We start from the raw sequence: 24870 nt of genomic DNA, 5'->3' as shown, positions 1-24870 counted from the left end.
CGATAAGGGGGATGAATTATGAACTGCGAAGCCTACTACCACGATGAGAACATGGTTGAAATCTTTGAGGAACTGAAACAGCCAAAGACGCTGGAAGAGCTGGGGTTATCCTATTTCTTCGTAAGGGACCTTATACTGAAGATAATGTTAACCTACGGGACCGTTAAAACCCAGAGAATGACGGATATAACGGGCATACACCTTGATATACTTGAAGAGATCCTGGGTCAGATGGAGAAGGACGGATTCTGCGCCCAGGTTGGGGGCAGTTTCCTGTTTTCCAGTGTCGAATACACCCTCACAAGGAGGGGTGTTGAGAAGGCCCGCCTTGTAATGGAGGAAAACCCCTACATAGGGATAGCTCCGGTGCCCTATGAGAGATACTTTGAGCTGATGGATAAGCAGCTGAGTAACCGTTTCCCCATCAGGATACCTGATGAGGTTATTGAAAAGACCTTCAGGGATGTGGTGGGACTATCCTATGCAAAGGAGTGTCTCGTGGAGTCCTGCACAATAGGTAAGGGGCTCTTTGTCTATGGAGCTCCCGGTACAGGTAAGACATTCATAATAAGCAAGGCCTCCGACCTCCTGCCTCCCCTCGTGATCCCCCGCTTCATAGAGTTCAGCGGAAGGGTTATACAGATCTATGACCCTGACTTCCACAGGCCATGCCCTGAAGAACCCGAAGACCCCAGATGGATAAAGATACACGCCCCATTCGTTTTCACGGGCTCAGAATTAAGTTTAAATGAACTGGAGACAACCTACAACATGAACAAGGGGGTCTATGAGACCTCACCCATCATAAAGGCCAATGGTGGAGTCCTTCTCATAGATGACCTTGGAAGGCAGCGGGATGACCATGAGGTGATCCTCAACCGCCTCATCGTCCCCCTGGAGAACAGTAAGGATGTAATCTATATAAGGGGTGTTCCTGTCATATTCCACACACACTTCATACCCGCCTTCTCAACAAACCTCGATGTCAGTATAATGGACGAGGCCCACCTCAGGAGGGCCCCCCTCCACATATTCCTGAGGAACCCTCCGGTTGAAAACGTCGCAGAGGTCTTCAGGCGCAACCTTGATGAAATAGGGGAGGAGTACGATGATGAGGTTGTTGAAAGGATTAAAATGGTCTACACCCCTGTTGCCGATGGTGGTGAGGGCCTCCAGCCCAGCTATGCCCATGCAAGGGACCTTGCCCAGATAGCTCAGGCAGTCAGGATCAACATGGGAAGGGAGAGTGTGGACCTTGAGGTGATTGAGAGGGCCCTTGATAAGCATGTTCTGATAGCCCTCCAGAGGATGGATATTGATATAAGCCAGGTACATCACAGCATCAGGACATTCCGTATTATTACAGACGACCCCGATAATGCCGAGAGGGTTCTAAGACTCTACGGGGCACTTACAGTTGCAAGGGAGGATGGAGCAGTCCTGGCAGACTTTGAGGACTCTATAAGTCCTTCTCAGCTCCTTGAACACCTTCAGAACCAGGGTGTAGGAGCAAGGAAGATTGAAGTCATCTCTGAAACCAAGAGGGAAATCAAGAAGGCAATACTTGAACACGGTGACTGATAAGCGGTTGTGTTTTTGATGGATCCAATACCTGTGAACGTGGCGGTGACCGTACTGGTCTCGGTGGCTGTATGGTCCCTCCTTGAATTCATTCCCCTCCTGTTTCCAGGGGAGGCCGGGAGGCTGGCAGCACGCCTCAGACCATTACCCTCCGGTTTGATGGAGGTAACCCACCACATCAACCTTCTGAGGAGAGGGAGACCGTGGCAGCGCTTCATGGCCCGTGAAGTTATAGCTGAACTCTTTAAAACCAGGTTACAGGAACTTGAGGCCCTGAAGTATGAGGAGTGGAGGAGTGAACTTGAATCCCAGAAGGAACTGATGGAAAGGCGTGAGCTAAGCGACGATGAGATCCTCCACATCGAGGCCGGGAAGGAGATGATGGTAAATTCAGAAGGGGAAATGCAGAGGGCAGAGGGGGCTGTTTATCCCACAGCAGGGGAGGAAGAGTTCATAAGGATCAGAAATCATAAAAAGGAGCTCTTAGATGATCTGAGGGACAGGTACTCTGATTTCAGGATATGGGCCCCCAGGAACAGGGATATCCTGAGGTACATACAGGATAAGGTATTCAGAAGGGAGGAGTTTGACCTTGAGGGCCTAAGGGATCACAGCAGGGAATGGGCCCTCGTGAACATCTGGGGCATGGAGCCTCCGGTGAGTTACCCTGAGGAAGAACTCCTTGAGGATCTGCTGCTCTACCTGGAGCTGATGGATGATGATTCAACTGCCATCAAACTGGCCCGTGCCCTTAGCGGTAACGATGACTCCCTGAGGTACCTCGATGAGGTTATACGTACCGTTTCAGCATGGAAGACCGGGGAAGATCCTGTATTTCCCCAGTCACGCCAGTAGTTTTCGCCTGATGGAGTTCCTAATCACATTTCTGATGTTATCGAGTTGATTATAGTTCTATTTCCAGTCCTATGGGACAGTGGTCTGAGCCCATGACATCTGAGAGTATCCAGGACCTTTTAACCTTCCCTTTGAACTCCTCGTTTACAAAGAAGTAGTCGAGTCTCCAGCCGACGTTCCTCTCACGGGCCCTTGTCCTGTAGCTCCACCATGTGTACTGTCCGGGGTCACTGTTGAACATCCTGAAGGTGTCCACGTACCCATTTTCAATAAATTTATCGATCCAGGCCCTCTCAACGGGAAGGAAACCTGATACGTTGCTGTTTTCCTTTGGCCTTGCAAGGTCTATCTCCCTGTGGGCTGTGTTGAAGTCCCCACATATAATCACGTTCCTCCCCGAATCCCTCTCCCGGTTGACGTCCTCAAGGAATGCGTCATAGAATTCCAGTTTATACTTCAGCCTCTCCTCTGACATCTTACCGTTGGGGAAGTATATGTTGTAGAGGAGGAAGTCGTCAAAGTCTGCGATCTGTATCCGACCCTCGGTGTCGAATCTCTCCACACCGAAACCCTCCCTCAGTGAAGAGGGGGGTACCTTTGTGTACATGGCAACCCCGCTGTACCCCTTTCTCTCCGCAGGGGTGAAGAAGCTTCTGTAACCCTCAACGTGCCTGAGCTTCCTGGGGAGCTGTTCAGGCGCTGCTTTTATCTCCTGAAGGCACAGGATGTCTGGCTTCTCTTCCATGAACCATTTAAGGAACCCCTTCCTGTGGACCGCCCTGAGGCCGTTGACGTTCCAGGATATTATTTTTAGCACGGTCATGATACCACGTAATTATTTCTGTCATGGAGGTTAAATTAACTCTCCTTATACTCATGATACCTTTTCAGCTCTAAAATATCAGTGGCAGTATCCTTGCAAACAGTCCACCGAGGAATAATGCTGTTCCGAGGTTTGCAAGGGTTATGATGGAGGTGGACCTCCAGCTGAATTCCCTTGCAAGTATTGCGATGGTTGAGAGGCAGGGGAAGTAGAGCATACCGACCAGGGTCAGGACGAGGATCTGGGGTGCTGTGAGGGCAGCCCCTATGTTTGTCCCAACCAGTGACACAAGCCCGAGGAGTATGAATTCCTTCCTGACGGCGCCCAGTATCAGGAGTATACCTGCAAATACTGGCAGTTTAAGCCATCCGACTGTAAGGGGTGCCATGAAGGCGCTGATGGGATTGAGCCATCCAAGGGCGTATAGTAACTGTATTAGGGCGCTTCCAATGATGTATATGGGGAATACAAGGTAGATGAGGGACCTGGTCCTTGTCCAGGTCTGCCTTGCTATGACACGGAATGAGGGCATCTTAAGGGAGTGCATCTCCATTATAAGTCCGGTTGTTTCCCCGGGAAGTGCCTTGAGGGCCACCTTTCCCATTATGAAGATTATAAGGAGGTCCAGGGCGTAGAGTCCTATGGCCCACCATACATTCACGAAGAGGGCTACGAGTCCAAGGATGAGGATGGTCCTTGCAGCGCAGGGTGCGAAGGATATTGCAAAGGCTGCAAGGAGTCTCTCCCTGTGGGTCTCAAGTATCCTTGTACTGTCAATTGCAGGGACGCTGCACCCGTAACCCAGTATGAGGGGTATGAGGGCCTTCCCATGGAGCCCTATCTTCCTCATGAAGGCGTCCATCATGAATGCCACCCTGGTGAGAAGACCTGAATTTTCAATGTAGGATAGCATCAGGTAGAACGGTATAACGAAAGGTATCACCAGGGTCAGGCCAGCCACGATACCCCCGAAGGCCCCGTTCCATATTATTGATTCAATGGAACCTGAGAACTTGGGGTCAACGGGCTGGAAGAATCCAAAGATCCCTGTGAGTGTGTCTGAGAGGAACTCCCCCACAACAAAGGTCCAGAGGAGGAGTCCTCCAACAACCAGAACAGATGAGATGTAGCCGTAGACAGGATGTGTGAGGAAGCCGTCAAGTCTCTCTGATAGTGAGGTTTTGATCTCCTCCTGCCTCTGTGCACCTGCAGCTATCATGCTGGAGATGGCATAACGTTCTGAAGTTATAACTGAGAATGCAGGTTCACCGTGTATGGACTCTATTTCAGCTGCCAGTTCTGATGCAAGCTTCCTAACGTCCTCAGGCATCATGGCTGTTATCTGGGGGTCGTTTTCCAGTAGCTTTATTGCAACCCATCGGGCTGAATAACCTTCGGGGATTTCAGGGAGGGCATCCATCAGTTTCCCTATACGGGTCTCGATCTCCTCACCGTATTCGATTATCCGTGGCAGTGTCTTTTTATCAGCCACTTCAACCGTCTTACGGAGCAGTTCCTGGAGTCCCCTTCCCTTAACCGCAACCGTGGATACCACCGGCACGCCAAGAACCTTCTCCAGCTTCTCATCGTCTATCGTTATCCCCTTCTGTCTGGCCATGTCCACCTGGTTGATGCAGATCACCATGGGGACCTCCATCTCCATGAGCTGGAGCGTGAAGAAAAGGTTTCTCTCGAGGACAGATGCATCAAGTACATTTATGACAACGTCGGGTCCTTCATTGATTATGAAGTCCCGTGATACTATCTCCTCCATGGAGTAGGTTGAAAATGAGTATATCCCTGGAAGATCGATTATGTGGATGTCTCTTCCCTGGAATTTAAGGTACCCCTCCGCCCTTTCAACGGTTTTTCCAGGCCAGTTGCCGACTATCTGGTTCGATCCTGTCAGCTGGTTGAAGATAACACTCTTACCCACATTGGCGTTTCCTGCAAGTGCAACGGTTATCTCAGATTTTTTCATTGTCAAGACCTTCTATCTGCTCTGTTCTATTAGGGGGGCTAGCCTTCTGTTTCTATGAAGACGTTATCTGCTATGTCCCTTCCCAGGGCCACCCTGGACCCGCGGATCTCCACTTCGATTGGGCCGCTGAGGGGTGCCCTTTTTATCATGGTAAGGGGGGCTCCAATGGTTATCCCCATATCCATGAGCCGCCTCACAACCCTGTAGTCACCCCTTATGAAGGATACCCTTCCGCTCTGGTTTTCATCCATCTCTGTGAGGGATTTCAGGTTTTCATCACGGCAGCCTATTTCCTCGATATCGGCGTCCTTCATCTCAATGCATTCCTCGCATGTCTGGAATTTGAATTCACATGCGGGTATGGGCTTTTCATCGGGGCACTCTCCTGGCATGTTAAGGAGATGGCACAGGGCCCTTTCAGCATCGTCTGAGAGTGAATGTTCCATTTCACAGGCCTGCCGGTGTATCCTCTCCCTCTTTATTCCCAGAACGTCATGGAGGAATCTCTCAAGGAGCCTGTGCTTCCTTGTTATTCTACGGGCGATCCTGTATCCTCTATCTGTGAGCACGGCTCCCCTGTATGGTGAATATTTAACATATCCATTTGAATCAAGCTTTTTAAGCATCTGGGTTACACTTGCAGGGGCGATTTTCATTTCCCGGGAGATGTCTGTGGTGGTAACGGGCTTCCTTGAATCCGAGAGCCTGTAGATGGTTTCAAGGTATTCCTCTATATTTTCACTGAGATGCTTCATTAGGTTCACCTAAAGCCTTACTGTTAGTTTAGTTAAACCTAATTCAATATAAGGTTTTCTAAAACAGGCTGAAAAAATAGTGAATGGGTTCCCCTAGGGAATTTGAGGGGGATGATCCCCCACCATTCAGGTTCAGGTGGGGAGGATGTCCCTTCCATGGGTCTCGTTTATAACCTCTGCAAGACCCACGTACATGGCGGCTGCCCCTGTGAATATACCCTCATAACCTGCCACAGCTGTTATAAGGGCTGAACCCGTGATTTCGCCTGCAGTGAGCAGGAAGAAGAGCACCGCGAGGCTTATGAATATCACCTGGATGCCCCTTTTGAGTTTCAGGGTTGCTATGAACATCAGCAGGGTGAACAGTCCCCACATGAAGAGGTAGGATGCCATTGCAACCGGGTCGGCACTGGCTGCTGCGGTTCCTGATGTTTCAAGAAACTTGAGGTTCGGGATCACCAGGAGGAGTACCAGTGACCACCAGAACAGACCATAGGATCCGAATGCAACCGTACCGAAGGTGTTGCCCTTTCTGTATTCCATCACACTTGCAAGTATCTGGGCTATACCACCATAGGCGAACCCCATTGCAAGTATCATACTGTTTATGGGAAAAAGACCTGCATTGTGCAGGTTCAGCAGTATGGTGGTTATACCAAATCCCAGAAGTCCCAGGGGTGCCGGGTTGGCGGTTTTATCTGATATAACCACTTCTGTTTCACGCATATTTCTCACCTTATACATCAAATATGAAGGGAGGGTATGGGGGCCCAGCTATTCCTCAAGGGTTGAGGTATCACCGAGGTCCTCTCCTTCCTCCCTGGCCCTCAGTATTCTCCTCATTATCTTACCAGACCTGGTTTTGGGGAGGCTGTCAACCTGGACCATCTCTCCGACGACGGCCACGGGTCCGAGTTCATGGCGAAGGTGTCTTTTCAGTTCTTCGATGAGGGCGGCGTTCAGTTTATGACCCTTCTTGAGTATGAGGAAAGCCTTTATGACCTCCCCCTTGATGGGGTCGGCCTTGCCTATAACCGCGGCTTCTGCAACTGCAGGGTGTGCGACAAAGACTGATTCAACCTCTGCAGTACCTATCCTGTGCCCTGCTATGTTCAGGACGTCATCGGATCTTCCCTGGATCCAGAAGTATCCGTCCTCGTCCTTCCTGGCCATGTCACCTGCGGTGTACACTCCGCCGGGGATCTGCTTCCAGTAAACATCGATGTACCTCTGCTCGTCGTTGAAGAGGGTCCTGAACATGGCTGGCCATGGCTTTCTGATCACAAGAAAACCACCCTTACCCAGGGGCACGGGGTCGCCATTCTCGTCAACCACGTCGGCCTCTATGCCCGGGAGGGGCTTTGTCACTGAACCCGGTTTAAGGGGTGTCACAGGTAGGGGTGCTATGAGGTGCATCCCTGTCTCGGTCTGCCACCAGGTGTCAATTATCGGGCACTTCTCCCTTCCAATGTTCCTGTAGTACCACATCCATGCCTCAGGGTTTATGGGTTCACCGACCGTACCAAGTATCTTGAGGGATTCAAGGTTGTAGCGTTTTGGGTGCTTGTCACCGAACCTCATGAGGTGCCTTATTGCGGTTGGTGCCGTGTAGAACTTGGTGACACCGTATTTCTCAACGATACTCCACCACACACCGGGGTCAGGGTAATCAGGTGCCCCCTCATAGAGGAGTGTTGTGGTTCCAAGTAGCAGCGGGCCATAGACAACATAGCTGTGACCTGTTATCCACCCGATGTCTGCTGTGCACCACCAGAGGTCTCCGTTGTGGATGTCAAAGGTCATCTCGAGGGTTGATGCAACCCCCACCATGTATCCTCCTGTTGTGTGTAGAACACCCTTTGGTTTTCCGGTGCTCCCCGAAGTGTAGAGTATGAAGAGGGGGTCCTCTGCATCCATCTCCTCTGCATCGCACCGGTCCCCTTCACCCTCTATGAGCTTATCGAAGAGCATTTCACGTCCACTTATATCCGACATCTCAATGTCGATGTCTGTGTGCTTTACAACCACTGTGGTTTCTATGGTGGGGCACTGGAGTATGGCCTCGTCCACTATGGGTTTGAGCTTTATAACCCCGCCCCTTCTGTAGGTACCGTCGGCTGTTATTATGATCTTTGCCCTTGCATCGTTCAGGCGTTCCACCAGGGCCCCCACACTGAGACCGGAGTATATGACACTGTGGACAGCACCTATCTTTGCACAGGCAAGCATTGAGATTACAAGTTCGGGGCACATTGGAAGGTAGAGGGCAACTGCATCGCCCTTTTTGATTCCAAGACTTTTGAGGGCATTAGCGGTCCTGTTAACCTCACGGTACAGTTCATAGTAGGTTAACTTCCTTTCATCCCCCCTCTCGTTCACGTATAGAATGGCGACCTGGTTTCTCTTGTCTGTGTCAAGCCACCTGTCAACGGCGTTGTAGGTCATGTTGATCTTACCGTTGACGAACCACCTGTAGAATGGTCTGTTGCTCTCATCAAGGACCCTGTCCCATTTTCTGAACCATTCGAATCTTTCAGCCTTTTCGGCCCAGTAGTTCTCATGGTCCTTTCCCTTTTCGAGCTCGGCCTCCCAGTTTTTTATGTGGGCCTCCTCCACAACGGTGTAGTGGGGTTTGAAGACCCTTTTCTCTTCCAGGAGAACTGAGGTATCCTTTGACATTTTTCATACCGCCATCTTTTTCTTGGTTGGTAGTAGTAAGTTTCTCTCAACTTATATATTTTACTATTATTAATCATGATAGATAATATTTATTATAAATTTTTTATTAATAACCTCGAAAAAAATGAGGTGGGTTACATCATGGGGGGCATTCCACCCATTCCACCCATTCCTTCCATATCCTCCTCGTCCTTGGATGAGACATCAAAGCCCCTGGCGGCTATCATGTCATCTATACGGAGGATCATCTCAGCTGCCTCAGCTGCAGACTGGATGGCCTGTTTCTTGACCCTCTGGGGTTCGATTACTCCGGCCTCCTTCATGTCGACGATGTTACCATCGAAGACATCGATTCCCATGTAGGGTGATTCCTCATGGGCTGCCCTGAGGTCAACGAGGACGTCGATGCTGTCAAGACCTGCGTTCTCTGCAAGGGTCTTTGGCACGATTTCGAGGGCGTCTGCAAAGGCGGATACTGCCAGCTGCTCCCTGCCGCTTATGGTGTCAGCATACTCACGCAGTTTCCTGGCGATTTCAACCTCAGGCGCTCCTCCGCCTGCAACAACCTCCCTGTCCTCAAGTGTTGATGCAACGACTCCTATTGCATCCTCAAGGGCACGCTCCATTTCCTCTGCAACATGCTTCGTGCTTCCCCTCAGTATTATGGAGATTGCCTTGGGGTCCCTGCATTCCTCAATGAATGTGAGGACCTCATCAAAGATCTTCTTCTCGTAGATAACACCGGCCTCTCCCAGATCTTCTGCTGTGAGGTCATCTATGTTGGTGACGAGTCTTGCGCCTGTGGCCTTCTCAATACGTTTGATGTCTGACTTCTTGACCCTCTTGAGGGCCATTATTCCCTCACGTGAGAGGTAGTGGAGTGCAAGGTCATCGATACCCTTCTGGCAGAACACGACGTTGGCGCCTGAGCTCTTTATCTTCTCAACCATGTCGCGGATCATCTGCTCTTCCTGTTCTATGAAGGCCTGCATCTGTGATGGGTCTGTTAGCCTTATCTTGGCATCGGTTTCAAGGTCCTTAACCTCTATCGGATACTTGAGGAGGGCTATCCTGGCTTTTTCGATTCTCTTTGGCATTGAGGTGTCTGCCCTTGACTTGTCAATTACTATGCCGTTCACGATTCTTGACTCGTTCACTGATGCGCCCTGTATCCTCTGTATGTTAATGTTGTCCTTGTCGATTTCACCGTCCTCTTCGACCTGCATTACTGCGTCAACAACGAGTTCAGCAAGTTTTTCCTTGGCCCTCTCTGAACCCTTTCCTGTCATTGCAGTTATTGCGACCTTCATGAGGGTGTCCCTGTCGCTTGCTTCCATTGATATCTCTTCAAGTATCTCCTGGGCCTTCAGTGCTGCATTCCTGTAACCAAGTGCTATGATTGTTGGGTGCACACCCATTTCAATGAGTTTTTCAGCTTCCTTGAGCAGTTCACCTGCTATTATGACTGCAGTGGTTGTACCGTCCCCCACCTCGTCTTCCTGGGTCTTTGCAACCTCCACCAGCATTTTTGCTGCGGGGTGTGAGATGTCCATTTCCCTGAGGATCGTAACTCCATCATTTGTAATCACGATGTCTCCAAGGGAGTCAACAAGCATCTTGTCCATACCCTTGGGTCCAAGGGTTGTCCTCACAGTCTCTGCAAGAACCTTACCCGCAAGGATGTTGATTCTCTGTGCTTCCCTTCCAACGTAACGGCTTGTATCCTGTGGTAATATGAATATGGGCTGCTGTCCCTGTGCCATTAAATCACCTCTTAAATAAATAGCATGCAATTATCCATGGGTTTAAGGTTCTATAAATAATTTGTGTAGAAGATCCTGTGGGTTTCTGGTTTCTGCAGACTTACTGGAAGAGTTGCAGATGGATTCCTCTTCCTGGAAATAAATAATTGACTGGAGATGGTGGCGTGTGGTTAACGGTTGGGGAATATCTTCGGCAGGAAGGTCTGACAGAAGTCTGGTGTAATCTTTGAGGTTTCATGCTCAAGTTTTTCCACTATCTCCTCTTCGAGTTCAGGTGTCTTTGATGCCTCAACAGTGAAGGTCTCGCCGTCGATCCAGAGCCTGAGTGACTCCTGACCCATGGTCATACTGAATTCAACGGTGTTACCCCTTTCAATATCGCTTATTATATCATCCAGGATATCATCTGATAGTTTCAGGAGCTTCCTGCCCTCCGGTTCATAGGTTCTCTTCGAGGTCCTGATACGGGTTATGCGCACCGGTGCGCACCCCTCTTCCCTTATTGTCTTCCTTACGGTCCAGAAGAGGCTCACAACAATTTTCTTCTCAGGGTCATGACTGCCCTTAAATTTGATTGATTTCATTAAATCACTGCATCCTTTAAACTATGTTTCCTGCATTACTCATTTTGAAAGCTACATTTTCTTTATCCTTTCACCGACGCTCTTCCCGATGCTGTAGCATTCATCCAGGTCTCCGGAGGTGGGGACATAGTTAACCTCAAAGGTTTCAGCAACCTCGAATCCTGCACCTGAGAGCTCCTCCTGAAGGGTTCTCACTGCACCGCCACCCCATCCCTTTGATCCGAATACAACTGCAAGCCTTTTAAAGCCTGTGCGATCGAACGTAAGTCCTTTGAGATAATATATAAGGTCACCGAGGCTTGGGAATGGTCCGTTGAACATTGTTGGGCTTCCTATGAATACTGCCTTGCTCTCAAGGATATTCTTCACAATCTCACTCCTCTCATCCTCATGAAGGAAGTGCATCGACACATCCACGTCCGCTGCCATGAGACCCTCGGCCATGGCATGTGCCAGCATCCTGGTGGAGTAGTGCATGGTGTCATAGATTATGGTGGCCTTGTCCCTGCACTTCCCGGTGGCCCAGTCAGTGTATGCAGCTATTATCTTCAGGGGCTCGGTCCATATCTGGCCGTGGGAGGGCGCTATCATCCCTATCTTCTCAAGGAGGCCCAGTTCCTTAACCTCACTGAACTTCCTGAGTACAAGGGGGGAGAGTGGTGTTAAAAGGTTTGCATAGAATTTCATGGCAGCATCCATCAGTACAGCTTCAGGGACGTCCTTATCAAAGCGTTTGCTGATGCAGAGGTGCTGTCCGAAGGCATCATTTGAGAAGAGAATACCTTCCTCCTCGAGGAGGGTGAACATGCTGTCTGGCCAGTGGAGCATTGGGGCCTCAAGGAATGTGAGGGTCTTTCCCCCGAGGTCAGTGCTGTCCCCTGTTTTAACGGTCTGCATCGGGGTATCCTGGGGTATGGAATAGTGCTGCCTGAGGCCCTCAGCTGCCTTTGCGGTGCAGATTATCTCTGAACCGTACCTTTTGAGGACCTCGGTGATGGAACCGCTGTGATCCCTTTCAATGTGGTTCTGTATTATGAGGTCAATCTTTTCATCCCTTCCTTCCCTTTCAAAGGCGTCGGTTATCCTTCCAAACATCTGTGAAGAGGTTCCGGGGTAAGTGTTGTCAACAAGGGCCACCCGTTCATCCCCAAATATGAGGTAGGTATTGTAGGTTGTGCCTCCAAGGGTGTAACCATGGTAGCTCCTTATGTCCCAGTCCATCACACCAACCCAGTAGACACCATCCGCAATTTTTACTGCATCAGCCTTCATATTAAACACCAACTTACTGTATGTTGAACTTCATTATTAAATTATACAATTTTATGGGGTGAGGTGGTGCTGATTTTGGGGGGGGGGGTGATTATACAATTTGTGGTGCTGATTTTTCAGGCTGGAATGGGTCATGTTCTCTTTCTTTATGCCAGAAGAACGAATTTTTGTAGCAGACAACTAGTCTGCCAGTAAATATGATGTGATGTGCATTCAGATGTTTATTAATTAAAAAAAATAGTTTAGAGCTTCCCCCTTTCTTCCAGCTTCTGCCTTAACTTCATGAATTTTGATCGGACCGTTTCATAGCCCTTACTGTAGAATGGACAGCTCTCTATGCAGTAGGTGCATCCCTCACTGCACCCAAGGCATCTATCCTCAAGGAGCAAGACTGTGGATCCACAGCAGGTATCCACCTCCACCAGGGCATCCTCAGGACAGGCCTTTATGCATTTACCGCACCTTGCACAGTACTCAGGGATCCATGAATGCTCACTGGCCTTCTGAGGAAGGTTGGATATGCTCGTGAGCACTGCAGATACTTTCTGGGCCGGCCCTGTCTCCGGACCTATGAGAAGGCCGTTAGTCCCCTTAAAACCAATACCTGCATTCTGGGCCAGGGATGTGAGATCCAGGAGTCCACTCATGGGATGGATGGCCACGGCACCGTACCCATTCTCTCTGAGGTAATCTGAAACCCTGAAGGTTAAATCGGCAAGTTCATCGTAGAGTCTGTCATTCATGGCCTGGGCCTCCTCCCTTGGAGGAGTGCCTATAAGTTCATCATCCATCTTCAATGTGAGTACCACGGCGTTCTTATACTTAAAATCACCTGCAAGGATAACCTCTGGGGTTATGGACGCATAACCCATGCTGGCTATGCCAAGTGAACGTGCGTAATCCTCAAGTCTGCTAAGGAATTCTCTGCTGGCTGTGGTGGATGGTGTTTCAGGTTCAGGGACCTCTGACTGGTCAGGGTACTCAAGAAATCCACAGCTGCAGCTGCAGCCACTGATGGTGTTCTGTGCATCTCCACAGCAGTTATTTTCCTCCATTTAATCACCTCAGTTTACATATGAATGGATGTTCATATTTATATTTATGGATATAGTGTCCATGTGTTTTCACTATCCGTATGAATGTTTGCCCGGTTCACTCCTCTATCTCGTACTCAAATTCCCAGAAGGGGGTGCCCTCTGATTCCTCACCCTCGAGGTGTTCCATCTCATGGGCAACTCCATAGGCACCTGAACCCGTGAACCGGAGGGGTTTTTCCAGTCTCTTTAGCCGGATCTTAAGGTCAAGGGGGTCAAGCACGGCCCTCAAAATGTAGTCACCATCCACAACAACACGGTAGGGCCTGCTCACAAGCTCTCGCTCGTTCCTGGAACCGCACTTCTCAAAGCGGTAAACGGTTCCCTCCTCACTGATTATCCTGGGATTCAGAAAAAGGTACACTATCTCAAGGGTACGGCCGATCATCTCATCCTCATCAAAGCGGGTGACCTTCTCCTTGATGGCCATGAACCGGCTGGAGTTCTTCCTCAGACTCCAGTCCCCACCGAATCTTATGGAGAAAAGAAGGGGGAGGAAGGCGTCGGGGGGTATCTGGAGTTTCTCGATAACCCTCTTCTCAGTAATGGTGAACCTGAGGAGTTTCTTCAGGTCAGCATCGTCCAAGTTATCACCATTCCGGGCGTTCTCTGCCTCTACTCTGGGGGTTCACTGAATTCAGGGCGTCTTTCTGAGGTTGAAGTCGGCTATCGCCCTTTCCACCACGGAGATTATTGCATCATCAAGTTCATCCTGGGCACCATCCCTCACAACCGGGATGTTGTCGCAGTATATGACCTCGAGTCCAGCCTCAAGGGCGTCCTTCGTTGCAACGTCAACTGCAGCGGCCTTGAGTTCAGTTAGCATCACATCAGCGTCCTCTATGTACCTTTCAATGTCCCTCTGAAGCAGTGGCCTGTTTGAGAGGTGTGGTGTGGTGCCCACAACCCTGCAGCTGTACTCTGATTCAAGATATTCAACCAGGAGGTCCTTCACTGAGTCAGGGGCTGTTGTTGCAAAGAGCACATTCTTACCCTCAATCTCACCCAAGGGCTTTGGTCTGAAGACAGTTGTTATAACCTCAGCTTCGGGGTTTATGGATTCAATGAAATCGACTATCTCCCTGACCTTTTCATCCCCTGCCATGGGCTCCTCGCACATGGTGACTATCACAAGGTCCGCAAGTCCAATCCTGAAGGGTCCGAAGAAGTTCTTTATGTTTATAAGTGGCTGGTTTGCACCGACAAGTACTATGTGGCGGTTTGATTTCACCGGAGGGATGGCTGCACCGCTGCCCTCAAGGATAACAAAGTCTGCGTCCAGTCTGTTGGCGGTTTCAGCGCCACGCTTCATGTTTGTTATGAAGACATCTCCCACCATACCTCCCCCGCATCTTCTGCAGCCAACGGTGAGTATCCTGCTCATGAGTGCATCCTCCCAGTGGTCAGAGGCTGCATGCACACCCTTATCTGACTGCTCCATGAGAAACTCGGGGGTTATTTCGATCCGGTCGCCATGGACGATCTCGGGTTCCTCGGGACCCCCACGGCCCATAGCAACGACACAGGGGTTGTACTGGCGTTCGTGGATCAGTCGGGCGGCATAGGCGGATACTGCAGTTTTACCTATCCTCTTACCCGTGCCCAGTATCTTGAGTGAGGGTTTCTCAAGTATGTCATACTCTGTCAGGGGCTGGAATTCGAAGTCCGGGCCCCTGTAGACTGCACCCTCACCCAGGACAACTGAGGCTATCCTGAACCTCTTGGAGTAGTCAAGGACAGGTTCATCACTGAGGTCCATGACGGTATCTGCACCATACTTTCTTATGAGTTCTCCTATGAGTTTGTAGGGGATCCTGTGGGGGTCATCCCCGAAGTGGACCGGTCTGCCCATTATTTCAGTGTATTCCTCAGGGGAGGATGTCCTGAGCTTCTCTGTCCCACCAATAAAGATCAGGGCCTTCACATCAATGTGCTCCATTGAGTCAAGGGTTTCAACTGCTGCTCTTGTCACAGGCAGGTAGTGCTCTCCATCAACAAGACAGATCATGGTTTCTGTGGCCTTCATAAACAAACACCTGTTATAAATAACTCTGTTATAGATATGGGATTGGTGCTATTAAAAATAGGCGGCAAGTACTGATAAGAATAATACGGGTATAAGTAATAAATATGTGGCTGGCACCACTGCTGACTAACTGGAACTGGCGGTTCTTGCTGGCATGTAGGAGGTTATTTTATTTTGCCTCGAGCCTGGCCTCCATCTTGACGACTTCTTTCCTTGATCTCCTTGCAAGTTCTGAGAGGCCATTCACAACATTTGGTGGAAGATTGTTACCTTCTTTCCTGGCGAGGATCTCTGAGATGGCGCTTGAGAGCACAAAAATAGCGTACTTATGTTCGGCCTTGGTACGGTGGATGTGGTGGGGGCTGATGTTCAGGGAGAAGTACTCCTCGCATTCATCCTTTATATCATATCCATTCTCAAGGTACTTCAGAACATATACCAGAAATTGGTGCAGTTGTATCATTTCATCCTTATACATGGTTACCAGCCTCAGTCTCCTTATAAGTGTGTATTAAACTTATTATTTAAAAATTTTGGTCCATTAGATGCCCCCTAATCCAAATTAAGGAATGACCACAGATTAATATAAAAATTGCAAATGGTAGTCATATCCATGGGATGAATTCCAACCATCAACCAATGTTTAAGTGAAAGCATATAAATAAATGTTTATATTACTGGAATTCTTCAAATTATTAAATGATCCGGTGTGCCCCCTAAATTCTTAAAAGGGAATGGCTCCATAAAACTAACCATTCGCCCTAACTTTTTCACTGGAGGATGCTGATGAAGATAACAGAATTTGATTACAGACGGATTTCTGAACTCGTTGAAAGAGCAAGGCTTGACGTCGATGATGTCCTTGGACCCGTGGCAGACATCATATCCATGGTGAGGGATGGAGGTGACGATGCCCTCAGGGAACTCACAGGGAGATTCGATGGAGTGACCGTTGAGAACTTCAGGGTCAGCAGGGAGGAGATAGAGGAGGCCCACAAAAACCTTGAACCCGGGGTGAAGGAGGCACTCAGGGAAGCCGCCAGCAACATTGAGGAATTCCACAGGATGCAGATGCCCTCAGGCTGGATGTCTGAGGTTAGACCCGGGGTCATGGCCGGCCAGCTGGTGCGCCCCATTGACAGTGTGGGCTGCTACATACCGGGTGGAAGGGCTGTGTACCCCTCAACGATACTCATGACCGTAATACCTGCAAGGATAGCAGGTGTTGAGAGGATAGTATGCTGCACCCCGCCGGCACAGGACGGCTCGGTACCCGACGCGGTTCTTGTGGCAGCCGACATGGCAGGGGCCAGTGAAATATACCGTGTTGGGGGAGCACAGGCCGTTGCAGCGATGGCCTACGGCACAGAGACCATCAGGCCCGTTGATAAAATCGTTGGACCTGGCAACATATTTGTAACCGCTGCAAAGAAACTGGTCTACGGTGAAGTGGACATAGACTTCCCTGCAGGACCCTCAGAGGTCCTTATAATCGCCGATGAAACTGCCAGTCCAGAGTACATCGCCCTCGAAATACTTGCACAGGCAGAACACGACCCCCAGGCTGCAAGCGTCCTTGTCACAGACTCCAGGGACCTTGCCCTTGAGGTGAAGGAGATGGTCCATGAAAACATTAAATACATGGAAAGGGCCAATATCATAAGGGAGTCCCTTGAAAGGTACGGGATGATAGTTTTAACAGCTGATATTGATGAGGCTGTGGACTTCAGCAATGCATACGCCCCCGAGCACCTTGTTATAATGACGGATTCTCCAGAAGAAACATTGGAGGGCATCCGTAACGCGGGATCCATATTCCTGGGGGAACTGTCCCCTGTGGCTGCAGGGGATTACGGTTCAGGCACAAACCATGTGCTGCCAACCTCGGGATGCGCAAGGATGTACTCGGGTCTCTCCACAGAATCCTTCATCAAAAAACCAACAGTCCAGAGGATAACCAAGGAGGGCCTCAGAAACCTCCAGGGCACCGTCCTGAAACTTGCAGAGTACGAGGGCCTCCATGCCCATGCTGAATCCTTCAGGAGGAGGCTGAGGGACTGATTGATGAAGGCAGATTAATCTGCTGAACTCTGATAATGCATGGTTTCATCAGAGACCTTAAATATTCACTTTAAACTGTTAGAGGTGATTTGATTGTTACTTGGAGATCTTAGAAGGACTCATTACTCAAAGGACATAGAACCGGAGATGGATGGAGATGAAGTCACGGTTATGGGCTGGGTCCATGAAATAAGGGACCTTGGAGGGATAATATTCGTACTCCTAAGGGACCGTGACGGGCTCATACAGATAACAGCCCCCAGTAAAAAGATTGAAAAGGACCTCTTCAAATCCATAAGGAAGCTCAAAAAGGAATCCGTGGTCGCCTTTGGTGGTACTGTGCAGGAGTCAGGCAAGGCACCGGGCGGATTTGAGATAATACCCTCCTTCCTCAAGGTACTTAACATATCAAAGCAGCCCCTCCCACTGGACCCAACAGAGAAGGTTAAGGCTGAGATAGACACAAGACTCGACGCAAGATTCCTTGACCTCAGAAAACCATCCGTAAGCGCAATATTCAAGATAAAAAGCAGAATGCTGCATTCAGTCAGGGTATTCCTTGAAGAACAGGGATTCCTCGAGATAAACACCCCAAAGTTAGTTGCATCTGCAACAGAGGGAGGTACAGAGCTTTTCCCCATAACCTACTTTGAGAGGGAGGCCTTCCTCGGCCAGAGCCCACAGCTGTACAAGCAGATCATGATGTCAACGGGCCTGGACCGTGTGTACGAAATCGCCCCAATATTCAGGGCAGAGGAACACGACACCCTCAGGCACCTCAACGAGGTCATATCAATCGACATCGAGGCATCCTTTGTTGACCACGAGGACGTGATGAAGATACTTGAAAACCTCGTGGTGAGGGTCATTGAAGACGTGAATGAGCACTGCACTGATGCCCTGGAAACCCTTGGAAGGACACTGGAGGTGCCTGAAACACCATTCGAGCGCCTGGAGTATGATGAGGCCGTTGAAATGGTTAACTCAAAGGGAGTTCCGATGAAACATGGAGAAGACCTCCCAAGAGCCGCTGAGAAGGCCCTGGGTGAGATCATGGATGGCTACTACTTCATAACATCCTGGCCAACCGCCATAAAACCATTCTATGTCATGCCAGACGAGGATGACCCTGAGAGGAGTCATGCATTTGACCTCATGTACAGGGACCTTGAGATATCCTCAGGGGCCATGAGGGTACACCAGCATGACCTCCTTGTTGAGAAGATAAAAAGACAGGGTCTTAACCCTGATTCATTTGAGAGCTACCTTTCAGCCTTTGAGTACGGCATGCCACCCCACGCAGGATGGGGACTCGGTGCTGAGAGGTTCAACATGACCCTCACAGGACTTAAAAACATAAGGGAGACGGTCCTCTTCCCGAGGGACAGGAGGAGGCTCACGCCGTAGGTGATAATTTGATGGGAGCATCCACAGGCCAGGGCTATGAAATAGCAAGGAAGAGCAGGGAGATAGTGAGGGAACTCATCTCCGAGGATATATCCTCGCTGGGTCCCGCTGAGGTGGCCATAGTTGAAAGGATAGTCCACTCCACCGCCGACCCGGAATATGCACGTATAACAGAATTCAGCCAGGGCTTTGTTGATGAGGCACTCAGATCCCTCAGGAGTTCAGGCGGGATACTCACAGACATTGAAATGGTCCGCGCAGGCATATCACATCCCTCCCGGTGCTACATAAGGGAACCCGCTGTGAGGGAGCTTGCAGAGAAAAGGGACATCACAAGGGCCGCTGCTTCAATGGAGTACGCCGCCAGCCAGGGATTCCGGGGGATCGTTGTCATAGGCAACGCACCGACAGCCCTCATGAAGGTGATTGAACTAACCCTTGAAGGCCTGATGGATGCCAGGGCCGTTATAGGTGTGCCTGTGGGCTTTGTAGGTGCTGCAGAGTCTAAAGAGGCCCTCAGAGGTACAGAAATACCTCATATGATAACCAGGGGTCCCAAGGGGGGCACACCAGTCGCAGTGGCGGCTGCAAACGCACTCATAGCATTATCCAAGGATAAAGAGGTTTAGAGGTTTTAAAAATGAAGTCAGAGGAACTCTTCAGAAGGGCCAGTAACGTCCTCCCGGGGGGTGTGAGTTCACCTGTGAGGAGGTTCGACCCCCACCCATTCTTTGCAGCGGGGGGCAGCGGATGCCTGCTTGAAAGCGTGGATGGTGAAAGCTACATTGACTACTGTCTGGCCTATGGCCCCCTCATACTGGGACACGCCCACCCACGTGTAGTTGAGGCTGTGAATGAGCAGATAAAAAGGGGGACAACCTACGGTGTTCCCACAGAGGGGGAGATAGAACTTGCAGAGGCCATCATCGAGAGGGTGCCATGCGCTGAGATGGTGAGGTTCACAAATTCAGGGACTGAGGCCACCATGGCCGCTGTGAGGCTTGCCAGGGCCTTCACAGGGAGGGACAGGATAGTTAAATTTGAGGGATCCTATCACGGTGCCCACGACTACGTCCTTGTGAGGCCGGGTTCAGGGGCGGCCACAGCACCTGATTCACCTGGAATACCAGTGGATACTGTCAGAAACACCCTGACGGTACCATTCAACCATGAGGAGGCAATGGCTGAACTCATCGAGGGGGCGGGTGAGGATATAGCGTGCATACTGGTGGAACCTGTCATGGGAAACATAGGGTGCATAGAACCTGAAAATGGTTACCTGCAGTTCCTGAGGGACATAACACGTGAAAATGATATCATCCTCATATTTGATGAGGTGATAACCGGATTCAGGCTTGCACCAGGGGGTGCCCAGGAGTACTACAGGGTTGAACCCGACCTTGTAACCCTTGGAAAGATAGTTGGAGGCGGCTTCCCAATGGGGGCACTGGCAGGCAGAAGGGAGATAATGGAAAATATATCACCTGCAGGTAACGTCTACCAGGCAGGTACCTTCAACGGGAACCCTGTATCTGTAACTGCAGGTCGTGAGACCCTCAGACTCCTTGATGGGAGGATGTATTCTGACCTTGAGAGGAAGGGGTCGACGCTGAGGGCTGGTCTCAGGGACCTCCTCTCTGACCTGGACCTTGAATACCAGGTCACCGGGCCAGCATCAATGTTCCAGTTATACTTCACAGGGGAGGAGGTCAGGAACTATGGGGATGCTAAAAAATCCGATACAGTGCTCTTCATGGAGTACTTCCATGGCCTGCTTGAGAGGGGGGTATTCATACCACCGTCCCAGTTTGAGTGCTGCTTCATATCGGCTGCCCATGAATCAGAGCACATAGAGGCGACCCTTGAAGCTGCCGAGGAGGTTCTCAGCGGCCTTAAAAATTAATTAATTTTTTTGACTGAAATTTTCAGAATCAGGTGAATTTTACTGCTATGAAGAAGTAGAGGAAGCATATCACAACAAATATCAGGAGTGCCATGACAGCTGTCTTCAGGAATCTGCTGTTAAGGGCGTTCCCCTCACGTTCAGCCAGGAACTCCCTCTGCTCACGCACCTGCGATATGAAGCTCTCTGCCTCCACACCTCCACCGGTCACCAGGTTGCTGTCAATGATCTCCTCATCAAGGAGCTCGTTAACTATCTCCTTCTGTTCCCTCACATCATCGATTATTCTCTTCTCAGCAACGAATTCCATGAGGGACCATTTCCCGGTTTTTATCTCTTTGGGGGTTCTCTCCTCATTTTCTATGCTCCTTGAAAGATCCTCAAGGAGTCTAATCCTTTTATCTTCATCCTTGATTTCACTTTCGGTAGCTTCCGGTTCCTCATAGAACTTCTCGAGTGTATCATAGTATTCAAGTGAACCCCCACATTCACAGGACGAAAAATCAGCTGGACTCTCTCCCTCCTGGAGATGATAGTAACCCCCGCATTCTGTACATATGAGGTAGCCCCTGGTTTTTGCAGTGTTCTCATTGGACAACTGTATCCCCCAACACTACTATTTACATTATAATAATTAAGTTTTGTGTATCATTCAATGAAATTCATTGAGGACCATTAATATTAAATGGAAAAAAAGAGGGGGGTTAATCAGTTGCCCACCCTTTCAAGACCCGTTGATATTAGGAACTGCACAACAGCGCCCTCAGGCACAACGACGATGTTTCCCTGCTGGTACTGCTGTAGACCGGCATTCACCATTGCAAGGTACTTTGAGCGGTCCTTTGTTGCGTTGAATATGGCCCTCATGAGTGACTGAATTGCCACACCCCTGGATGAGCCCTGCTGCTGTTCCTCCCTGAGGAACTGTATGCTGTTTCCTGAAACATAACCCTGACCCTCAACGTAGACGGGTCCTATGGACTGCAGTATGCCGTCAACAGCCTGGGGAGTTACTATGACCACTATATCCGTTTTTATGCCTGTATTGTATTCCACTATTTCCTGTGCGAGTCTGGCACCCCTTTCGGTGTCATTCTCCCAGAGGGCATCATGCAGGAGCCACCTGCTGACGCCGTGGGCCCTTAGGGATGCAGGGGACTGTGCCGTGGGGTGGGCCATGTTGTGTGGGTACACAGCCGTCACATTGGTTATGTTACCCTCATTCATGGTTATTATGAAGGCCATGTCAACGGCACCTATGCCGGGCCTTGGTTCACCGGGATCCGCACAGAGCAGCAGCACATGCTTCTCTCCCACAAAAACGTTCTGGGAGTTTGTGATGTAATTCTCATACGTCACAACGGAAAGTCCGAGGATTACGATGAAAAGGCCGATTATTATCTTATTCTTGGTATCCATGGTTCTACCTTCCTTCAGTGATTTTTTTAATGTGTGTCTTTAATGTGTGTCAGCAGGATCACTAATTAAAAAATTTCATGTTTATATTATTTTTCCGTTAACCTAAATTTTCTTATGCAGAAGACATTTATATATTTATTCGCCGTCATCTATTAAAAAGCTGAATCTTATAATACTCATGACCATATATTAATCTTGCTGCCTGCGCCGTAACTCTCTAAGACCTGATCATGGAATATGGAGATAAGCCTGTGAAATGTATGGAAGTGAGGGTGGAGCCATGAGGATAGTGGCTGGTGTCGGTGAGAACAGGAACATGGAGAGGGCTGCATCCCTCGCGGACTTTGAGGTTGACCTGGTCCACTCAGAGGAGGAATTCATAGAGGAACTCAGAAGGGGTGCTGCTGCCTACGTGAGGGGGTCACTGCCAGCCGCAAATATAATGGCAGAACTCAAAAAAGGCGGGCCACTGAACAGGGCTTCATGGATAGAGGTGGGTGCTAATGGATTTCTGCTCGCCCCCGTGGGTATAGATGAGGGAAGGACAGTGGATGATAGATTCAAAATCGCTGTTTCAGCCTCTGAATTTCTCCGGAAAACCGGAGAAGAGCCCAGAGTCGGCGTGATATCAGGGGGAAGGAGGGGGGACCTTGGAAGGTCACCAGAGGTTGACAGGTCAATCCATGAAGGCGAATTCCTCACATCAATGATAAAGGATAAATATAGGGTGAGGCACTACCATATACTGATAGAGGAAGCCGTGGCTGATGGCTGTAACGTCATCATAGCACCCGATGGTATAACAGGCAACCTCATATTCAGATCACTGGTTCTGGTTGGCACCGCCAGGAGTTACGGTGCAGTTGCTCTGGGATTTGACGGAATTTTTGTTGACACATCAAGGTCACAGACAGCCGAAGGCTATCTCAGGGCGCTGAAATTCGCCCACTGGCTTGCCAGAGGATGGAATGAAGATAATGAATAATAGGACCGTTAATCGTATTAATTAAATTAATATTAACTGACCGGATGAACAAAAATTATGATCAGGTAGATTTGAAATGTCACCATTAAAGCCCCTTTACAAGCTGTACGAATGGTACATATCGCGCAACCTCAGAAGGGACAGAATGCCAAGACATGTTGCCATCATCATGGATGGTAACAGGAGATACTCAAAGCTGCAGGGCAGTATGAACCCCATAGAAGGCCATAAGAAGGGCATAGAAACCCTCGAGAAGGTCCTGGACTGGTGCGTGGACCTCGGGATAGAAATAGTAACGGCGTACGCCTTCTCAACAGAGAACTTCAAGAGACCAGAAAAGGAGGTTAAGGGTCTCATGAAGCTCTTCAGGGAAAACTTCGAGGCCATAGCAAGCAATGAGAAGATACATAAGAACAGGGTCAGGGTCAGAGCAGTCGGAAAACTTGAACTCCTCCCGGAGGACGTCAGAAGGGCCATAGAGATCGCTGAGAAGTCAACAGAGCAGTACTCAGACCGCCTTGTGAACATAGCCATAGGATATGATGGAAGGCAGGAGATAGTTGACGCCACAAGAAAGATTGCAGAGGATGTTAAGGCGGGTTTGATAGACCCGGAGGACATAGACGAGGACATGATAAACAGAAACCTCTACACTGCAGGTCTGGAGGACCCGCACCTGATAATAAGGACCAGTGGCGAGGAAAGACTCAGTGGCTTCCTGCTCTGGCAGTCATCCTACTCTGAACTCTACTTCTGCGACAGCCTGTGGCCTGAACTCAGGAAGGTAGACTTTTTAAGGGCCATAAGGTCATATCAGCAGCGTGAGAGAAGGTTCGGCGTCTAGCACAGCCCCTTGATTCATGGGAGGTATGTAGACGTTATCCATATCAATCACTGATTATGGGAGGTATCATCATTATAGACGTTCACTGTCACCTTGACTTCAAGGACTTCAACAGGAACCGTGAAGAGGTCATCGAAAGGGCCAGGAGTAAATTGAGGGCTGTTATAGATTCAGGGGTTGGTCTCGGGGGTAACAGGAGGGCCCTTGAACTTGCATCCCTCAACCCAGGTTTCATATACCCTACAATGGGGTTCCACCCGGTTGATGCATCAAAGGCAAGACAGGACCTTATAGGGGAGGTTGTCTCGCAGATAGAATCAAATATTGACCTTATAGTTGCAGTTGGGGAGACAGGCATGGACTTCCACCACACCCGTGATGAGGAGGGTAGAAGAAGGCAGGAGGAGACCTTCAGGGTATTTGTGGAACTCGCAGCTGAACATGAAATGCCCCTGGTGGTCCATGCAAGGGACGCTGAGGAGAGGGCCCTTGAAACTGTCCTTGAATACAGGGTACCCGAGGTAATCTTTCACTGCTATGGTGGAAGCATTGAAACAGCCCGCAGGATACTGGATGAGGGATATTACATATCCATCTCGACACTTGTGGCATTTTCAGAGCACCACATGGAACTTGTGAGGGCAATCCCCCTTGAGGGCATGTTAACGGAGACAGACAGCCCCTACCTTTCACCCTTCAGGGGAAAACGTAACGAGCCAGCCTTCGTGGAGGAAGCTGTCAGGGCGATAGCCAGAATCAAGGACATGGACCTTGAGGATGTTGACAGTATCACAACAGCAAATGCAGAAAGAGTGTTTGGTTTATAGGACTCCCGGGG

23 protein-coding genes are annotated in these 24870 nt (G+C 49.7%); 9 read left to right on the top strand and 14 right to left on the bottom strand.

Annotated elements, in window-relative coordinates; genetic code table 11:
* Nucleotides 1-18: 18 nt before the first annotated feature.
* Both C7452_RS05665 and C7452_RS05660 read left to right on the top strand, forming a co-directional pair.
* Nucleotides 19-1581, top strand: coding sequence for an ATP-binding protein (locus C7452_RS05665; protein WP_010875849.1), 1563 nt, complete (start codon nt 19-21; stop codon nt 1579-1581).
* A gap of 18 nt (nt 1582-1599) precedes the next feature.
* Nucleotides 1600-2436, top strand: coding sequence for a hypothetical protein (locus C7452_RS05660; protein WP_048060769.1), 837 nt, complete (start codon nt 1600-1602; stop codon nt 2434-2436).
* A 49-nt stretch (nt 2437-2485) separates the two neighbouring features.
* On the opposite strand, the gene xth is transcribed toward C7452_RS05660, so the two are convergent.
* The 12 genes from xth to C7452_RS05600 form a co-directional block, all read right to left on the bottom strand.
* Nucleotides 2486-3259 carry an exodeoxyribonuclease III gene (xth, locus tag C7452_RS05655; protein WP_010875851.1) on the bottom strand — a complete coding sequence of 258 codons (774 nt, stop codon included), beginning with the start codon at nt 3257-3259 and terminating at the stop codon, nt 2486-2488.
* Nucleotides 3260-3329: 70 nt separating this feature from the next.
* A complete protein-coding gene (gene feoB, locus C7452_RS05650) occupies nt 3330-5240 on the bottom strand; it encodes a ferrous iron transport protein B (protein WP_048060770.1) in 1911 nt (636 codons plus the stop codon).
* 38 nt (nt 5241-5278) lie between these two features.
* A complete protein-coding gene (locus tag C7452_RS05645) occupies nt 5279-6004 on the bottom strand; it encodes a metal-dependent transcriptional regulator (RefSeq protein WP_010875853.1) in 726 nt (241 codons plus the stop codon).
* A gap of 123 nt (nt 6005-6127) precedes the next feature.
* Nucleotides 6128-6721: an acetate uptake transporter gene (locus tag C7452_RS05640; protein ID WP_048060771.1), complete on the bottom strand. Its 594-nt coding sequence runs from the start codon at nt 6719-6721 to the stop codon at nt 6128-6130.
* Between the two features lie 48 nt (nt 6722-6769).
* A complete protein-coding gene (acs, locus tag C7452_RS05635; RefSeq protein WP_115892487.1) occupies nt 6770-8674 on the bottom strand; it encodes an acetate--CoA ligase in 1905 nt (634 codons plus the stop codon).
* Between the two features lie 134 nt (nt 8675-8808).
* Nucleotides 8809-10437, bottom strand: a complete 1629-nt coding sequence (thsA, locus tag C7452_RS05630) for a thermosome subunit alpha (protein WP_048060772.1) — start codon at nt 10435-10437, stop codon at nt 8809-8811.
* A 170-nt stretch (nt 10438-10607) separates the two neighbouring features.
* Nucleotides 10608-11021: a hypothetical protein gene (locus C7452_RS05625; protein WP_010875858.1), complete on the bottom strand. Its 414-nt coding sequence runs from the start codon at nt 11019-11021 to the stop codon at nt 10608-10610.
* 51 nt (nt 11022-11072) lie between these two features.
* Complete coding sequence (locus tag C7452_RS05620; RefSeq protein WP_048060773.1) at nt 11073-12293, bottom strand: FprA family A-type flavoprotein; 1221 nt, start codon at nt 12291-12293, stop codon at nt 11073-11075.
* Nucleotides 12294-12535: 242 nt separating this feature from the next.
* Nucleotides 12536-13348 carry a 4Fe-4S binding protein gene (locus C7452_RS05615; RefSeq protein ID WP_010875860.1) on the bottom strand — a complete coding sequence of 271 codons (813 nt, stop codon included), beginning with the start codon at nt 13346-13348 and terminating at the stop codon, nt 12536-12538.
* Nucleotides 13349-13445: 97 nt separating this feature from the next.
* On the bottom strand, nt 13446-13973 hold the full coding sequence (locus C7452_RS05610) for a putative ATP-dependent zinc protease (protein WP_010875861.1): 528 nt from the start codon (nt 13971-13973) through the stop codon (nt 13446-13448).
* Between the two features lie 51 nt (nt 13974-14024).
* Nucleotides 14025-15413, bottom strand: coding sequence for a cyclic 2,3-diphosphoglycerate synthase (locus C7452_RS05605; protein ID WP_048060774.1), 1389 nt, complete (start codon nt 15411-15413; stop codon nt 14025-14027).
* Between the two features lie 169 nt (nt 15414-15582).
* Nucleotides 15583-15891: a UPF0058 family protein gene (locus C7452_RS05600; protein WP_010875863.1), complete on the bottom strand. Its 309-nt coding sequence runs from the start codon at nt 15889-15891 to the stop codon at nt 15583-15585.
* Nucleotides 15892-16199: 308 nt separating this feature from the next.
* Between C7452_RS05600 and hisD the strand changes: the two genes are divergently transcribed.
* The 4 genes from hisD to hemL all read left to right on the top strand — a co-directional run bounded on the left by hisD (nt 16200) and on the right by hemL (nt 20784).
* Nucleotides 16200-17474 (top strand): histidinol dehydrogenase, encoded by a 1275-nt coding sequence (hisD, locus tag C7452_RS05595; protein WP_048060775.1) that lies wholly within the window; start codon nt 16200-16202, stop codon nt 17472-17474.
* A gap of 93 nt (nt 17475-17567) precedes the next feature.
* Complete coding sequence (gene aspS / locus C7452_RS05590) at nt 17568-18881, top strand: aspartate--tRNA(Asn) ligase (RefSeq protein ID WP_010875865.1); 1314 nt, start codon at nt 17568-17570, stop codon at nt 18879-18881.
* Between the two features lie 11 nt (nt 18882-18892).
* The gene (locus C7452_RS05585) at nt 18893-19510 is read left to right on the top strand and encodes a cobalt-precorrin-8 methylmutase (protein WP_048060776.1); all 618 of its coding nucleotides are present in this window, start codon (nt 18893-18895) and stop codon (nt 19508-19510) included.
* A gap of 11 nt (nt 19511-19521) precedes the next feature.
* Nucleotides 19522-20784 (top strand): glutamate-1-semialdehyde 2,1-aminomutase, encoded by a 1263-nt coding sequence (gene hemL / locus C7452_RS05580; protein ID WP_010875867.1) that lies wholly within the window; start codon nt 19522-19524, stop codon nt 20782-20784.
* 28 nt (nt 20785-20812) lie between these two features.
* On the opposite strand, the gene C7452_RS05575 is transcribed toward hemL, so the two are convergent.
* Together C7452_RS05575 and C7452_RS05570 are read right to left on the bottom strand one after the other, a co-directional pair.
* Nucleotides 20813-21382 (bottom strand): hypothetical protein, encoded by a 570-nt coding sequence (locus C7452_RS05575; RefSeq protein WP_010875868.1) that lies wholly within the window; start codon nt 21380-21382, stop codon nt 20813-20815.
* A 110-nt stretch (nt 21383-21492) separates the two neighbouring features.
* Complete coding sequence (locus C7452_RS05570) at nt 21493-22203, bottom strand: DUF4012 domain-containing protein (RefSeq protein ID WP_115892486.1); 711 nt, start codon at nt 22201-22203, stop codon at nt 21493-21495.
* A gap of 280 nt (nt 22204-22483) precedes the next feature.
* On the opposite strand from C7452_RS05570, the gene mtxX reads away from it, so the two are divergent.
* From mtxX to C7452_RS05555, 3 genes are all read left to right on the top strand, one after another.
* Nucleotides 22484-23188, top strand: coding sequence for a methanogenesis marker protein Mmp4/MtxX (gene mtxX / locus C7452_RS05565; protein ID WP_048061187.1), 705 nt, complete (start codon nt 22484-22486; stop codon nt 23186-23188).
* Between the two features lie 76 nt (nt 23189-23264).
* Complete coding sequence (gene uppS, locus C7452_RS05560) at nt 23265-24032, top strand: polyprenyl diphosphate synthase (RefSeq protein ID WP_010875871.1); 768 nt, start codon at nt 23265-23267, stop codon at nt 24030-24032.
* 56 nt (nt 24033-24088) lie between these two features.
* On the top strand, nt 24089-24859 hold the full coding sequence (locus tag C7452_RS05555; RefSeq protein ID WP_115892485.1) for a TatD family hydrolase: 771 nt from the start codon (nt 24089-24091) through the stop codon (nt 24857-24859).
* The last annotated feature ends 11 nt before the right edge of the window (nt 24860-24870 follow it).

The sequence above is a fragment of the Methanothermobacter defluvii genome, assembly GCF_003385755.1.
Lineage (GTDB): Archaea > Methanobacteriota > Methanobacteria > Methanobacteriales > Methanothermobacteraceae > Methanothermobacter > Methanothermobacter thermautotrophicus.
The sequence above is the reverse complement of the archived record's forward strand: the minus strand, read 5'-3'. Positions and strand labels throughout refer to the sequence as shown.

Bases quoted from the DNA above. Each gene is read 5' to 3' on its own strand.
- C7452_RS05665 (WP_010875849.1), top strand. From the start codon at position 19: ATGAACTGCGAAGCCTACTACCACGATGAGAACATGGTTGAAATCTTT.
- C7452_RS05660 (WP_048060769.1), top strand. From the start codon at position 1,600: ATGGATCCAATACCTGTGAACGTGGCGGTGACCGTACTGGTCTCGGTG.
- xth (WP_010875851.1), bottom strand. From the start codon at position 3,259: ATGACCGTGCTAAAAATAATATCCTGGAACGTCAACGGCCTCAGGGCG.
- feoB (WP_048060770.1), bottom strand. From the start codon at position 5,240: ATGAAAAAATCTGAGATAACCGTTGCACTTGCAGGAAACGCCAATGTG.
- C7452_RS05640 (WP_048060771.1), bottom strand. From the start codon at position 6,721: ATGCGTGAAACAGAAGTGGTTATATCAGATAAAACCGCCAACCCGGCA.
- acs (WP_115892487.1), bottom strand. From the start codon at position 8,674: ATGTCAAAGGATACCTCAGTTCTCCTGGAAGAGAAAAGGGTCTTCAAA.
- thsA (WP_048060772.1), bottom strand. From the start codon at position 10,437: ATGGCACAGGGACAGCAGCCCATATTCATATTACCACAGGATACAAGC.
- C7452_RS05625 (WP_010875858.1), bottom strand. From the start codon at position 11,021: ATGAAATCAATCAAATTTAAGGGCAGTCATGACCCTGAGAAGAAAATT.
- C7452_RS05620 (WP_048060773.1), bottom strand. From the start codon at position 12,293: ATGAAGGCTGATGCAGTAAAAATTGCGGATGGTGTCTACTGGGTTGGT.
- C7452_RS05615 (WP_010875860.1), bottom strand. From the start codon at position 13,348: ATGGAGGAAAATAACTGCTGTGGAGATGCACAGAACACCATCAGTGGC.
- C7452_RS05605 (WP_048060774.1), bottom strand. From the start codon at position 15,413: ATGAAGGCCACAGAAACCATGATCTGTCTTGTTGATGGAGAGCACTAC.
- C7452_RS05600 (WP_010875863.1), bottom strand. From the start codon at position 15,891: ATGTATAAGGATGAAATGATACAACTGCACCAATTTCTGGTATATGTT.
- hisD (WP_048060775.1), top strand. From the start codon at position 16,200: ATGAAGATAACAGAATTTGATTACAGACGGATTTCTGAACTCGTTGAA.
- C7452_RS05585 (WP_048060776.1), top strand. From the start codon at position 18,893: ATGGGAGCATCCACAGGCCAGGGCTATGAAATAGCAAGGAAGAGCAGG.
- hemL (WP_010875867.1), top strand. From the start codon at position 19,522: ATGAAGTCAGAGGAACTCTTCAGAAGGGCCAGTAACGTCCTCCCGGGG.
- C7452_RS05570 (WP_115892486.1), bottom strand. From the start codon at position 22,203: ATGGATACCAAGAATAAGATAATAATCGGCCTTTTCATCGTAATCCTC.
- mtxX (WP_048061187.1), top strand. From the start codon at position 22,484: ATGAGGATAGTGGCTGGTGTCGGTGAGAACAGGAACATGGAGAGGGCT.
- uppS (WP_010875871.1), top strand. From the start codon at position 23,265: ATGTCACCATTAAAGCCCCTTTACAAGCTGTACGAATGGTACATATCG.
- C7452_RS05555 (WP_115892485.1), top strand. From the start codon at position 24,089: ATGGGAGGTATCATCATTATAGACGTTCACTGTCACCTTGACTTCAAG.